Below are 14,975 nucleotides of genomic sequence, written 5' to 3' on the forward strand. Positions count from 1 at the left end.
TCAAATGAGCATCCCCATTTGAAAAAAGATTTCAGCTCGCCTCATGATCTATTTCCGATATATTTTTAACTACAGCACAAAGTTCCATACCTAGTATATCCAATATCCGACTAACAACGTCTACACCAGGATTCACTTTTCCCAATTCTATCTCACGCAATGTAGTGGGACTGACCTCTGCAATTGCGGATAATCGAGACTGTGTGAGCCCTAACTCTTTTCTTCTTTTTTTAATAACCGAACCCAGTGAAATCGACATCATTCTGTTCTTTACAACATAAAAAACACAAAAAACAACATAAAAATGTTGTTTTTTGTGTAATTCACGATTACAGGTTATTAATTCACGCATAAAACAACAGTATACTGTTGCATGTTACGGGTTTACAGTTAAATTATTGCCCGCGATATCTTCCCAGCGGTAAAAATGAAAAGTTTTATCATCGCTCATCGCTACCAGCAACCCATGTTTAAAGTCACTATTTAAAGGTACCGATACCACATCAATTCCGTCGGTTTGGTTAGCCGCGTATTTGATAGTGGCCAATAATGGGTGCTGATTAGGTGCACCCGCTTTACCTTCCCTGTTGTAAACTTTTAACTGTCTGGCTCCCTGATCAGAAACCAATACATAACCTTTGTTTTCGGCAGTTTTATAAATGGCTATGCCTTCATTGTCCACCGCAAAGTCGCCCTGACCAAATAGTGCAAGTTCCTTGTTCCCTTTAGCCGGATCTGCGTAATATTTACGTACGCCAAACTGCTCATCGCAATAGTATACATAGCCCAGTTCATTATCAACGGCAATGGCTTCGATTTCTTTTTTGCCACTGTAGTTCCCAAATTTCCTTACCAAATCGGCTTTAACATGCCCATTGCCATCGTCGGTTAATAAGTATTGCCAAAGGTAACCTCCAGCTTTCGGACCAGTTTTACGGCCAACAATTGCATATATTTTTCCGTCAGGGTCTGTGTACATCGATATGCCCATCAAATCGCGGAACTCTGCACCTGTTTCCCCAACAAAAACCGGAATACCCCCATTGTCTACCGGTTTCATATCCGGAAGAGAGTAAATTCTGAGCTTATGACTCAATCTTTCAGTAGTTATGGCAATATCAGTTTTCTTCCCTCCAAGATTTAATCCGTAAGCAATATCCACATTATCGGGCCTTTGCAAACCTTTAACAGTTTTCGATTTGATGATTTTCCCTTTCAGATCAAAAACATACAAACCTCCGTTTGCATCTTTATCGGTACCAATTACCAAAGATTGTGAGGCATCTGCCGGGTTAACCCAAATGGCAGGATCATCGGTATCAAAATCAACCGGTTCCGAAACATAAAGCGGCTTTACCGCAGTGCTATCAGCTTTTTGTGCAATTCCGTTGCAAGAAAAGCAAAGTGTTAAAATTGCAATTGCTGCAACGGGTATAATAATTCTATTCTTCATTTTAAATTTTAGTACCGTAAGCACCTACAAAAGTAGATGGTGCCGGTGAAATATAAGTAATACCATTTTTCATTACGATGCCAGCCGCGTGGTGGCGGGTAAAATTAGTAATCCCTTTACCCAAAGCTGGCGAATTGCCCTGTAAATGAAAATCCCAGGCGGTGTTGAAATCCGCATTATTGACTGCGGTATTTAATGGGTAGTTAACAAATTTTGGATCGTTAGCGCCAGCAGCTGTGCCAATCACATCATTTTTCCCAGCAATAATATCTCCTGTTGGTTGAAACTGGTTAACTGTAGCCTGGTCGTATCCATAATACCAGTTATTGCTGTAAGCAGAACGGGCGTCTTCTGGTTTTTTCGGATCCCTTTTTACACCAAAACGGGTGTTGGCAAAAAGGTTATTGTATAAATCTGCACGCACTGTACTTTCCAACCAAATTGAGCCACCCTTTGCTGTTGGTCTTCTCCAACCGGTGTTAACCATCGTATTGTTATAGGCTATAATGTAAGTTTGTGGTGTTTTATCGCCGGTATTTGATAGTTTTAGTGCATTGGTATTGGTGCTGTAAACCAGGTTGTAGGCAATATCTGCTAAACATCCCGATTTAAAGTTCATGGCCTCACCTCCAGTTACCCCTGTAGTGTAAAACACATTATTGGCAAAAATTATTCTTCCACCCTCAATATAAGTACAATCTTCCTGCAGGTTCCTGAATATACTGTTCTGCACTACCAATCTTCCTTTTGCATTGGCGAACCAGAGTGCCGGAAGGTTTTCGCCTGCTACAGCTTTGTAAAGTCCCATTTTTACCGAAGTTGAAGCATCGGAAGTGGTAGAGCCACCATATTCAATAATGGCGTGATCGAGCACCAGCTCATCGCAGGTTGGCCCAGCCAAAATCCCCCCCCAAAGTTTGCCGAATTTCTTTTGAGCCGTTTTATAAAACTCATTTACGGTAAACTTGATTGGATTCTCTGCCGTTCCTAATGCGTATAAATTACCTTTTACAATAATTTCGGGTTTAGCAATGGTATCCATTAAAACCGTAACGCCTTCTTCAATGGTAAGCGATTTCCCTTCGGGAATAATGATATCGCCTTTAATTACCTGGGTACTCCCCTTTGCCCAAATGCCCGATACTTCTCCAATGGCCGAACCGTCTACGGCAGTAGCATCAACATCAATATTGGCTTTTTCACATCCTGCCAGAGCCAGCAAGGCAAGCACAAGTAGTTTAAAAATCTGATTTGATTTCATGTCTTTATCTTTTTAAAATTCAATTAATTAAACTTATATCTGAAGCCAACTAAATAGTTCTGGCCATAATAATCGCTTCGAATTAAGGTGTTACCATCTTTCACCAAATCTTCGTTGATATTGTCGTTCTTCGGATTGGTGCCTTTGATGAATAATTTTGTTGGCGTATTTAAGATATTATTGGCTTTCACAAAAACGCTGATACCACCTTTAAATCTTTTCTCAACCGAAGCATCCATTTGAATGAAACCTTTCTGCCACAAATCGTTATTTAAGAATTGCGAAACGGTGTTAATACGTGAACCGGTGTAAGCAGCTGCAAGCTGTGCATCCCAGCCTTTTTTGGTGTCTTTAAATAATACTGATAAGTTGGCTATATGCTCTGACTGCCCGTAAAGCGGACGTTCCTGATCAACAGAAAGTGCCTGAATGTCGCCAGTTGAGTTGATTGTCCTTGTTGTTTTTGGTGTTACAATACGAGAGTGCGTATAGGTGTAATTTGCCTTAATACCGATTTTACTGAAATACTTGATATAATCTACTTCTGCACCATAGTTATTGGCTGTACCAAAATTGCCTGGTGTGTAGTATATATCCTGTCCACGAACGGCATCTGCCTGGAAAGTGTATTCGATTGGATTTTTGATCCGCTTATAGAAAGCACCGATTAACAGCTGTTCAGATGCACCTGGAAAAAGTTCGTAACGTAAATCAAAGTTATCGGCCAGGGCGCGTTGTAAGTTTGGATTGCCACGTTCCTGAAACTCCTCGTTGATCACTTTACCAGGAACAATTTCGTAAAAACCCGGGCGGTTCAAAGCTTTGTAGTATGAGGCGTGCAACTGTGCCTTATCACTTAAAAAATACTTAGCAGTTAAACTTGGTAAAACATCGGTGTAAACCTGTTTTCCTTTCGGATAAGTTTCTCCCGCCGGGAAAAGCAGATTATAGCCTTGATTAGTATGCTCTACACGGGCACCTCCAATGAGTTCAAGTTTAGCCGAGCTATATTTAAACATACCGTAACCTGCAGCAATTTTTTCAGATGCATCGTAAGTAAGGGAGTTGGCCACAGCACCTGCTGGATTGCTTACTATCAAACTTAAATCTGTATAACTCTGAAAATCTACACCGTACAATTTCTTAGCATCATTGGCATTTGGTGCCAGATTATAATTATTAAAGAAACTGCTTCTCTGTTTATCGCGGTATAAACCGCCAGCCATGATATCGAGTTTATTTTCACCCAATGTAAAGCGGTAAGTAAGATCAAGATAACCAGCTAAATCCTCATCGGTATTGCGTTCCCAACGGCGCGTAACCGGATTGGTATTCACCAAACTTGTACGCTTGCGCTGAAAATTTTGTTCTACTCCATTTAAGCTAATACTGGTATTTTCGGGCACGTCGTTTTTAGCGGATGAATAAACTGCCGACCATTGTACCTTGAATTTATCATCAAAAAACTTATGATCTCCGTGCAGGGTACTGTTGTAAATTTGCTGCTCTGTTAAACGGCTACGAGTATCATAAACTAGCTCTGCATTACCCGCTGTAGGGTTGTAAACGCCATTGTATGTTGTGCTCACTGCATCTCTAAGTTGCTGATTTTTTAAATTAACATACACATTGTAAAGGCTTAACTGATGGTTTTTGTTAAACGAATAATCAACCTTTCCATGTAAACCTGTACGCTGCTGTTGTTCCGAAAACTCACGGTAGCTTTTGCTTGTAATTACCGCATAAGCATCTGTTCCCGCTACTGCATTATTGTAAAATGTACTGTTACTACCGCGATAAGTATTTTGATAACTTCCGGCCAGAACGACGCCAAGTTTATTATCTAAAAACCTTTGGCTTATTGATAAACTTCCAATTAAATTAGGCGCAGGGCTTTTGTATTTATAATCAAGAGTTCCTTTGGTAAAATCGTTTTGTGTAGCATTATAGTTTTTCCCGTTTAACTCATAAGGTGATTTATACTGAATATCTGATGAATTGAAACTGGCAAATTTCCGGTCTATAAACAGTTGACTATAGCCCGATGAAATATTGGTATTTACCTGAAACTTACCGGGTGCGTTTTTCATTACCATGTTAATGGCACCACCAATGGCATCACCTTCCAGGTTTGGCGTTAGGGTTTTGTAAACTTCTAAACGGTCTAATAAATCGGCCGGGAATAAATCGAGCGGTACGTAACGGTATTTATTATCCGGACTTGGAATTTTTACCCCGTTAACCAGGGTATAGTTGTACCTTTTATCCATTCCACGTAATATGGCGTACTGACCGTCGCCATTGCTATTGCGTTCGATAGAGACTCCAGAAACGCGCTGGGTGATGTTGGCCACTGTTAAATCAGGAGAAATTTCTATAGCTCTTCCTGATACGATGTTCATGATTTGGGTAGAATTTTTCTCCAAACGGCGCGCGCCCTGATCTGTAGAAGCTACAGCATTGGTTTTGATTGTGATCTCATCAAGACTTTTTGAATCACTTTCCATATAAAACTTTAAGTGTTCATTGTCTTCTTTTTCTACCGCGATGGTTTTGGTGATGGTTTTGTAAGTAATGTAACTTACACTGATTTTAGCAGAACCGGTTGATACACCTTTGAACTCAAAAGTACCATCGAGTCCGGTGTTGGTTACCCGTTTAGGGTTTTCGAGCACCACCGTTGCGCCAACTATAGCCTCACCGGTTTGCTTATCGTAAACGTGCCCTTTTATTTTTGTAGCATTGGCTGTGCCTGCACAAAAAACAAGAAAAAACAGAATTTGTAAAAGTTTGTTCATTTTGTTTGGTATTGTCTTTTTTTTATCGACGGGGCAAAGATGTATACGCCAAATTATACCCCAAAATTATGTGGGTTACATAAAGGCAACACCGTTACAAAAGGCATAAACCAAAAAGCAACACAAACACACAAAAAACTAGTAATGAAGACATTAAACACTAACAGAAACGCCATTATGCTTTTATTACCGTTACATTAACAAATTGTTAAGCAGGTAACTGCGCGCTAAAGTTTGTTTTTTAGCCTTATGATGTAACGGCTAAAGGGCCTGTATAAAAGCCGATAAATTATCGCCCTGGGCTAAGTTTAACTTCTTTCTTAACCTATACCTGGAAACCCTCAGGCTATCGGTAGAAATTCCCAGTAAAGTGGCAATATCGGCTGAGTCGAGATTCATTTTAAGTAAAGCAATTAGGCGCATATCAGCTGAGGTAAGTTCAATGCTGAACTTTTTAAGCTGCTCGAGAAACTGATGGTGCACCTGCTCAAAAGCCTGCGTAAATTCTTTCCAGTTGCGTTCGTGGTTAAAACTTTGGTTAATTTCGGTAAGGATCTGATTCATTTGCCTTTTCTGATCGCGTTTATCGTCTTTTACCATAGCCTGCAAGGTATTGCGCAGGTTTTCGAGGAATTGATTGTGCTTAATCAGGTTTAAAGTATGCGTAGAGAGCTCTCGACTCTTCACTTCTAGCTGTTGTTTAAGGTGCTGCTCTTCGAGCTGCAGGTTTTTAAGTTCTAAACTAGTTAAATCGTGCTGAATATCTTTCTGTTTGGCCAGCATTTGCTGGTCTTTTAACTTTAAACGTTGCCTGCTAAAAATAACAAAAGCTAAAACGACGGTTAACAGCACCACAATGGTGGCTGAAAATGCAATAATCCGGTTTATTTTTTTATCGTTCTGCAGCCTGGTAATCTCATCCGATTTTTTATTGATATCGTACAGCACCTGCAGAAAAGCAACCTGACGAGCACCATCTTCCGAGTATAAATCGATGGTATATTTATAGCCCAGCTTAACATAATGGTAGGCACTATCCATCTGATTCATTAACTCGTATGCTTTGCCCAAATCCCTACAACAAGATGCCAGCTGATAGATATTGCCCAGTTTATCGGCAAGTTTCATGGCTTTTTGTGTTTCTGCAACACTTGCCTGATATTTGCCTGTTTTACGCAAAATATCGCCCAGGTTATTAATTACCTCTATGCTGCCAAGTTCGTTATGATCTTTTTGATATAAATCCAGCGATTTTTTGAAATGCTGATAAGCCAGATCGTATTTTTCAAGGTCTTCGTAAATACTACCTAAGTTTTCGTAAATTTTAGCAGCGCCACTAATATCGCTTGTTCGCTCATTAGCTTTTAAAGCCAGGTTCTGGTAATAAAAAGCACTGTCATACCGGGTACGTTTTTCGTAAAGCTGACCAATCTGACCAAAAATAGCTGCCTGTCCTTTTACATTGTGCTCTTTTTTATAAATGCTTAAAGCCAGCAAATAATTCTTCATGGCTTTGTCGGGCTGCTTAATGTAGTAGTATAATACGCCAATATCGCTCAGGTTTGCAGCCAGCAATAAAGGTTTATCATTACTGTTGAATATTTTTTCGGCCTTTAAAAAAAAATCGAGTGCCTGCCTGAAATGTCCCTGCCGGTAACAGACCTTACCCATTTGCTGTAAACATTTCCCTTCTAAAATCGCATCGTTGTTTTCTATAGACTGGGCATAAATCTTCTTGAGTTCAATAAGCGATTCGATTGGCTTTTTCGATTGATGGTCAAAAAATAGCTCCAGTTCCTTTTCCTGCGCAGTGGCAGTAAAACATAACTGGAAGAATATCAGGATTGCACAAACATATCTCATCATGCCTAAAAATAATTTTCAGCAAAGAAAGAGCGTAAAGATTAAGTTAATGTTAAGCAGAGAAACAAAACTTATGATTTCTTTATTAATTATTAATATGAAAGTAATTTTCGCTTAAGGCTTTAGCAAAACTAGATATCTGACAATTCTCGCTTGCGATTTTTTACAGTGAAACGAGGCGGAGATTTATACGCGAAACTGTATTTTTTAATTCAAAGAACCGCATAAGGTTCTATCCTTGTAATAAAGACATAATTTCGGTATTCTTGAACTACATTTTATTGTATAGTGTCTTATGAACCCGATAGATCGTATTTCCAGAAGAATAAATACATTAATTCAATTACCAGAAAAAAAAGATGTAATCTTTATGACAGATATTAAGAAGGAGTACCGTCAGGATTTGAGTAATTTTATTGTAGGAGAGACATTAACTGTTATCGATGGAAAAGTTGTGATTGGAAAAAACCTTTATAAAAGATGGCTTCACAAAATTAGAACCAGAGGTTTTGATTATGATGTAAAGTTTATATAATGGCAATAGAAGATCAATTTCAGGCAATAAATAAACTTCGTTTCAGCCCATATCAAAATAGATCGAAAAATTTAGATACAGAAAAAGCGACCTTGGTCGCTTTTTCTGTATCTATTTTGAAATAAATTCTAAACTCTTTCTACTTAAAATCCGGCACTGGAAATATATAGCCTCCAAACAAAATATAAGCCCATAACAAAGTCCAGAATATATTAAACAGCTGCGCCACAACAAAAGTCATAGCTGGTCTTCCACCCTGTAGTTTCACCAGTGAAGAAAATTTAGCTTCCATACCGATAGAGATAAACGCTACTGCAAACCAAATTGTGCGTAAACCATTTAACGTAGGTGCTACACTTTTTGCTGTAGCAGGCGAAAGTAGAAAAGAAAATATGAGCGAGGCCGCAATAAAACCCAATACAAATTTCGGGAAACGTTCCCACACAATTTTAAGCCCAGGGCTTTCGACCTTAATTTGTACACTGCCTGCCTCATCTTTCGGCTTTTTATAAGCCCACCATATGGCGATAAAAAATGCGGCTACTCCAATAAATACATTTTGCGAGAATTTAGCAATTACTCCTGCTTTGACGGCAATTGGCCCCACCAAATCTCCAGCTGCTGTTACTGTAGCCGTTGTATCGAGCGTTCCGCCCAACCAGGCCCCTCCTATTACTTCAGGAATATGAAAATATTTTACTGCCCAGGGCTGGATTACCATCATAGGGATAGCCATAATAAGTACCAGGGTAGTTACATAAGATAATTTACGTTTATCACCATTGATTGCACCAGCAGCAACAATAGCTGCCGAAACGCCGCAAATAGACACTGCCGAAGCCAATATAATTCCGAATTCATCGTCTACTTTTAACCTGCGGCTTAGCCACAAAGAAAAAAACCATACCGCGCTCACTACTATAATGGCTTGTACAATACCGGGCAGGCCCGCCTTAACTAAATCGGCCGATAAAATAGTTGTACCCAATATTACCAATCCTGTTTTGATATAAAATTCAGAGCGTACGGCTTCTTTCAACCAGCTTGGCAGTTTAATCAGGTTACCCATTAATATGCCAATCAGCAGGGCAAAAACCACATATTCTAAGCCATAATAGGATACGTTCTTGTTACCGCCAATAATAAAAGAAATAATGGCTAAAAAGTAAATCAGCGAAAATCCGGTAGCAAACCTAACCACATTACCTCCTGAAAGCGCAATGGCAATACCTGCAAGAGCCAGAAATACCAGACCGGTTTCGATAATCAACAATAAATTGCCTGCTGATAAAATTTTGTTCAACAGATCGTCGGTACTTGCCCATTTAAATACGGGTAAAGTAATGGCTGTACCTGCAGTAGTTAAATAAAGTACTGCAGCAATAATAGCCGACCCTAAAATTACGGCCCACCAATCTTCGGTTAAAGCCTTTAAAAATGTTTTTTTGTTTGGTGTGATCTCCGCATCCGTTAAAGCTCCGGTAATGACTGAAGCGCTGTTTTCTGTCGACATAAATAGGTTTACGCTGAAATATCTGATTAAAATTTTAAATATATGATTTATAGTTTTTTTATAGTGATCTGCTTTGCAAATTTCTTAATACATGATTTTTCCCACAACAAATTCAACTCGTTATTTGTAACAAGTCTAAATAAGATTATATTTGCAACATATCCTTATTTTGACATGAAAAATCGCGAATTTGTAGGTTTCTTTAATCTCCACTGGGCCAAAGTGTATGGCCTCGCGCTTTCCATGTGTGGTAACCAAGCAGCAGCAAAAGATATATGTCAGGATATATTTCTTTCTATCTGGACCAGGGGTTTAATTTTTGACAATGAGCTGGAAGCATCAAAATACCTGGCCCGATCTACCAAATACCAGATATTAAATCACTTCCGAAACAAAAAGAATCAGGAAGATGTTACCGACATCAACTATAACGATTTTATAGAAATTAGCAGGTATAATCCTGAATCGATCTTACTGGATAAGGAACTTTCTTTACAATTCGAAATGGTGATTGCCAGGCTTGAAGAACCTTCGAAAAGCATTTTTATGCTCAGCCGTGAGCAGAACCTCACTTATAAACAAATTGCCGACGAAATGGGCATCGCCGTAAAAACAGTCGAAAAACACATTTCAAGAGCCTTAAAAGAGCTAAAAAGCTCACTTCATCCTGCCTGATTTTTTACTAATAAAATATTTTTTGCTTTTTGCGTAGGGTACTGTGCCTTTCATGGTAGTTATTAATATGGAAGATATTAATGGCGAGCTACTGGAAAGATATGCACAAGCAAAATGTACTCCCTTAGAGCGCATGCAGGTAGAGGCCTGGCTTGAACTGGAAGATTTCCCTGCATTCCTAGCCGTTGAACAGGAGCAAGTAAAACCAGAAATCCTTTCTGCTCTACAAGAAAAAATGCAACCTCGCCCAAAAAAGTTCCGGCTAACCTGGAGGGTATACAGTTCTATTGCTGCAGCTACAGTACTTGCACTAGGTTTCCTGCTATTGAACAGAACACAACCCCCTCCGCAAAACATTGTTTTTAATGCGCCATACGGGCAGCCCACCTTAATTACCTTACCCGATAGTAGCAAGATCGAGCTTCAACCCGGAAGCCGCATTGCCTATCCCAGCAAGTTTACCGGAAAAACCCGTCCTGTAACCCTGCTTTCTGGCGAAGTATTTTTTGTGGTTAAGCACGATGCCTCAAAACCCTTTTTGGTAAAAAGTGCCAATAGCGAAATTAAAGTGCTGGGTACACGTTTCAATGTACGCAATCTAAAATCTGCAACATTAATGGAGGTTACCCTTACTCAGGGAAAAATTAGTTTCAAGGCTAAAAACAGCCCAGAAACTATCCTTTTGCCAGGAGAACGTCTTTTTTTTAACAAAACGCAGCAACGCACTGGCGAGGTTACCAAAGTAGATACAAATGCCGTTACAGCCTGGAAATCAGGACTAATTAAATTCAGTGACACGCCTATGCCACAGGTATTGGAAACTCTCGAAAACAGATATGGTTTACGTTTTAAAGTGAGCTGCACACTCAATGATCCGATTAGCGGAAAATTCGAAAAACAAAGCGTTAGCCAGGTTTTACAACTGATACAACGGGCCTCAGATTACCGCTTCAGAAATGCAGGAAAATATATTGAAATCTATAAATAAAATTAAAACAACAAACTACCGGAAGTGCGCCAACACCCCGATAGTTAATATTACCATCAATTCTCACAATCAATGATCAATTACAAATTTATGAATTTTAAGCCTATTCTAGTAGGCTGTGTCCTTTTACTGTGTTGTTTACTCTTTAATACAGGTTACGCTCAAAATACACCGGTTACCATTAGTCCACGAACCTTAAAAGTTAAGGCGGTGATGGAGCAACTGGAAAAAAAAGCTGGACTCAACTTTATTTATAGCGGATTAAGCGCCGAGCTTGATAAAACCATTACTTTAAGTCCATCGGCCAATACCGTTAGTGAAGTGTTAACCGAACTTTCTAAAAAAAGCGGTTTGGCTTTTACTGCCAGCGGGAAAGATGTTACCATTAAAATCCAGCTTAGAGGAGAAGTGAGGGGAAAAGTAACTACAGCCGAAGGCAAGCCCGCACAGTTCGTAACCGTTAGTATCGATCGTACGCGCAACACCGTTGTAGATGCAGATGGAAATTACCGCATTAAGGATGTTCCTGCCGGCAGGCATACCCTATCAGTAAGTTATATTGGCCTGGAAAGTCAATCGAAAGAAATTACTGTAGAGGGCGATGCCAACCTAAGAGAAAACTTTACCCTAAGAGAAAGTAATTCGCAACTGGATGAAGTGGTAATTAATGGTGGTGAAACCAACCGTTTTTCGGTAAAAAAGACCACCACAGCAGCTAAAATGCCTTTAGCTAATCTCGATAATCCACAGGTTTATACTACCATTCCAAAAACCTTGTTAAACGAACAAATGATTACCGATTTTAGTTACGCACTTAAAAACTCGCCGGGCGTGTATAAAATCCAGGGATCGCGTGGTATCAATACTGATGGTGCTTCTTATTACAGCATGCGCGGTTTTAGAACCGAAGCAGCTTTGGTAGATGGACTCCCAGCGCAAACCAATGGCGAAATCGATCCTTCTAACATTGAGCGGGTAGAGCTGATTAAAGGCCCATCAGGAACTCTTTTTGGCGGAGCTGTTATTTCTTTCGGCGGGTTGATTAACATTGTAACCAAAAAACCTATTGATACGGCAGGTGGCGAAATTAATTACTTAACCGGTAGTTTCGGATTAAACAGATTAACCGCCGATGTTTACGGCCCAGCCAAAAAAAGTTCTAAACTTTTGTTTAGAATGAATGCCGCATACCAATATCAAGGCAGTTTTCAGGATGCAGGTTTCAGAAGATCAACATTTTTCGCTCCATCGGTTGAATACCGTGCAAATGACAGGTTAACCCTTAGCCTGAATGCCGGCTTTTTACAAACCGAGGCTACCAGCCCATCTGTAATCTTTTTAAACCGGGTAAGAAAATTTATAGCTACAACCCCACAAGAACTAAATTTTGACTGGAAAAGATCTTATTCATCTAACGATCTGACTATGAAAAACCCAACAGTAAATATTAAAGCTCAGGCCAATTATAAAATTTCTGAAAACTGGCGTTCGCAAACTATTTACTCCAACAACTCCCGAAAATCAGACGGGTTCTATCAATACCAGTTTATTAGAGGCGCAACCAGCGATGAGATGCTCGAACGTAATATTAGTCTTCAAAATTCAACGAATACTGCAAGCGATATCCAGCAGAACTTTATTGGCGACTTTAAAGTGTTAGGATTAAGAAACAGGTTGGTAGTTGGTCTCGATTACCTGAGTCAAACCATTAACAACGACAATTCGCCCTATATTGTGTTCGATAATGTAAGCGGACTGAATCCATCAGATGCCAATTATGTTAAAATTTCTAAATCGGCCGTTGAAGCCAGACTTGCAGCAAGTACCGCAGCGCCGACTAAAAACACCACCAAAAGCTACATTTATAGCGTTTATGCTTCTGATGTACTGAACATTACCGACCGTTTACTGGCCATGTTAAGTTTACGTGTGGATCGTTTTCAAAATAAAGGAACCCTAAACCAGGCGACCAACACCATTGTAGTAAACAGCCAGTATATGCAAACAGCTGTTTCGCCAAAGCTGGGGTTGGTATATCACATCATTAAAGATCAGGTGTCGGTATTTGGAAATTACATGAATGGCTTTGCCAATGTTGCCCCGGTAACCCAGCCTGAAGGTGCTGGTGTTTCGGGTACTTTTAAACCACAACATGCCAACCAGTTTGAAGGTGGTGTAAAAGCCGATCTTTTTAACGGAAAACTGAGCTTTACCGCTAGTGTATACCACATCAAGGTTGAAAACCTGACCCGACCAGAAGATTTAATGGTTAACGGGGTTAATTATAACATTACCGTACAAAACGGAACCCAGCGCAGTAAAGGTGTAGAACTCGAACTGATTACCAACCCGCTGCCAGGTTTAAACATTATTGCCGGTTATAGCTACAACGACAGTAAGCTTACCAAAGCTACGGCTGCCCTTGAAGGAAGAAGACCAGCCTCGGCAGGGCCAGCAACACTGATCAATAGCTGGATTAGCTATAAACTACCAGTTGGTAACCTTAAAGGCCTTGGGCTTGGCCTGGGCACCAATTATGTAGGCGATCACCTTACTTCAAATGCGTTGGCAACCGGCATATTCACGCTTCCGTCTTATGTAATGATTAATGCTACGGCTTTCTATGATACGGGGAAATATCGTTTAGGAATCAAGGTTGATAACCTGAGCAATCAATTATATTTTACAGGCCAGGGTACCTTAACTGCCCAAATGCCACGAGCTTTTGTAGCCAATGTTTCGTATAAATTTTAAAAAAGCGCTCTATCAATTACATCTCTGGCTCGGACTCTGCTCCGGGCTGGTGGTGTTTATATTGGGCATTACCGGTTCTATATACGCTTTCGCTGATGAGCTTAAAGCAGTGCTTTACCGCGACCGTTTGTACGTTGAAGTGCCTGCTGGTGCAAAACCAAAATCTTTTGATGAGTTACTTAATGTAGCTCAGGCTAAACTGGGGAGCAAGAAAAAAATCTCGAGGGTAGAAATCCAGACTGCTCCGAACCGCAGCTATATGTTCAGGTCGTTAAAATCTGGCGTATATTTCGAGAAAGTTTATGTAGATCCTTACACTGCGCGTGTGGTTTTTCATGAGGATGCCAACCGCGAGTTTTTCAACGTTGTTTTATCGCTGCACCGCACGCTTTTACTGGGCGATAAGGTTGGCCATTTTATTATCCGCTGGTCGGTTATCTGTTTTGTTTTCCTATTATTATCGGGCATAGTACTTTGGTGGCCAACCAAATGGAAAGCAAACGTGCTAAAGGCAAAGTTTAAAGTTAAATGGAATGCCAAAAAGAAACGTTTGAACTACGATTTGCATCAGGTTTTCGGCTTTTATGCCTTTATTGCCCTGTTGATTATTGCCCTTACCGGCCTGATGTGGTCATTTGATCTGGTTGTAGAAAAGAAAACAAAATTGACCTCTGATACCACGCGAACCTTGGTAGCAGCATCAAATAACCAGATCTTATCGAAAGTTGTTTCTTTTAACACCAGGGCCGCGTATTACCTCATCAATATTCCCGCAGTCAAAAGTGGTACTGTAAATGTATCGGCTTACCTCGATCCCGACAAAATACACCAGCGCATACAGTATCGTTTCGACCGTTATAGCGGCAAGCTGCTCTTACAAGGAAAAACCTTTGAAACCCTGTCGCTAAGCGATCAGATTAAAAGCTTAAACTATGATTTGCACACCGGAAGCGTAATGGGAATTTTGGGGAAAATAATTGCTTTTATTGCGGGACTAATTGCCGCCTCACTGCCCGTAACCGGCTTTTTAATGTGGTTGTGGAGAGGTAAAAAACAACACTAAAAATCGGTTTATAAAGAAGCAAAATCACCTTAACCTAAAGAACATCAAAAAATGTGACATGAATTATTCAAT

11 protein-coding genes are annotated in these 14,975 nt (G+C 40.0%); 5 read left to right on the plus strand and 6 right to left on the minus strand.

What is annotated here, in order from left to right; translation table 11 throughout:
- Window positions 1–31: 31 nt before the first annotated feature.
- The 5 genes from DBR40_RS27310 to DBR40_RS21980 form a co-directional block, all read right to left on the minus strand.
- A complete protein-coding gene (locus DBR40_RS27310) occupies window positions 32–352 on the minus strand; it encodes a helix-turn-helix domain-containing protein (RefSeq protein WP_124561881.1) in 321 nt (106 codons plus the stop codon).
- Between the two features lie 24 nt (window positions 353–376).
- A complete protein-coding gene (locus DBR40_RS21965; protein WP_124561882.1) occupies window positions 377–1,453 on the minus strand; it encodes a phytase in 1,077 nt (358 codons plus the stop codon).
- Window position 1,454: 1 nt separating this feature from the next.
- On the minus strand, window positions 1,455–2,714 hold the full coding sequence (locus tag DBR40_RS21970) for a right-handed parallel beta-helix repeat-containing protein (protein ID WP_124561883.1): 1,260 nt from the start codon (window positions 2,712–2,714) through the stop codon (window positions 1,455–1,457).
- Between the two features lie 23 nt (window positions 2,715–2,737).
- Complete coding sequence (locus tag DBR40_RS21975) at window positions 2,738–5,512, minus strand: TonB-dependent receptor (protein WP_124561884.1); 2,775 nt, start codon at window positions 5,510–5,512, stop codon at window positions 2,738–2,740.
- A gap of 261 nt (window positions 5,513–5,773) precedes the next feature.
- Window positions 5,774–7,378 (minus strand): tetratricopeptide repeat protein, encoded by a 1,605-nt coding sequence (locus DBR40_RS21980; RefSeq protein WP_124561885.1) that lies wholly within the window; start codon window positions 7,376–7,378, stop codon window positions 5,774–5,776.
- A gap of 292 nt (window positions 7,379–7,670) precedes the next feature.
- Here DBR40_RS21980 and DBR40_RS21985 point away from each other — a divergent pair, with 292 nt between their 5' ends.
- A complete protein-coding gene (locus DBR40_RS21985; protein WP_124561886.1) occupies window positions 7,671–7,910 on the plus strand; it encodes a hypothetical protein in 240 nt (79 codons plus the stop codon).
- 139 nt (window positions 7,911–8,049) lie between these two features.
- Here the strand turns inward: DBR40_RS21985 and DBR40_RS21990 are convergent, their stop codons facing one another.
- Window positions 8,050–9,423 (minus strand): YeiH family protein, encoded by a 1,374-nt coding sequence (locus DBR40_RS21990; protein WP_124561887.1) that lies wholly within the window; start codon window positions 9,421–9,423, stop codon window positions 8,050–8,052.
- A 174-nt stretch (window positions 9,424–9,597) separates the two neighbouring features.
- Between DBR40_RS21990 and DBR40_RS21995 the strand changes: the two genes are divergently transcribed.
- From DBR40_RS21995 to DBR40_RS22010, 4 genes are all read left to right on the plus strand, one after another.
- The gene (locus DBR40_RS21995) at window positions 9,598–10,098 is read left to right on the plus strand and encodes a sigma-70 family RNA polymerase sigma factor (protein ID WP_158674109.1); all 501 of its coding nucleotides are present in this window, start codon (window positions 9,598–9,600) and stop codon (window positions 10,096–10,098) included.
- A gap of 67 nt (window positions 10,099–10,165) precedes the next feature.
- The gene (locus DBR40_RS22000) at window positions 10,166–11,086 is read left to right on the plus strand and encodes a FecR family protein (protein WP_158674110.1); all 921 of its coding nucleotides are present in this window, start codon (window positions 10,166–10,168) and stop codon (window positions 11,084–11,086) included.
- Window positions 11,087–11,158: 72 nt separating this feature from the next.
- A complete protein-coding gene (locus DBR40_RS22005; RefSeq protein ID WP_124561890.1) occupies window positions 11,159–13,840 on the plus strand; it encodes a TonB-dependent receptor in 2,682 nt (893 codons plus the stop codon).
- The gene (locus tag DBR40_RS22010) at window positions 13,821–14,903 is read left to right on the plus strand and encodes a PepSY-associated TM helix domain-containing protein (protein ID WP_124561891.1); all 1,083 of its coding nucleotides are present in this window, start codon (window positions 13,821–13,823) and stop codon (window positions 14,901–14,903) included. Before DBR40_RS22005 ends, DBR40_RS22010 begins: the two co-directional genes overlap by 20 nt.
- Window positions 14,904–14,975: the final 72 nt, after the last annotated feature.

The sequence above is a fragment of the Pedobacter sp. KBW01 genome (assembly GCF_003852395.1).
Classification (GTDB): Bacteria; Bacteroidota; Bacteroidia; order Sphingobacteriales; family Sphingobacteriaceae; genus Pedobacter.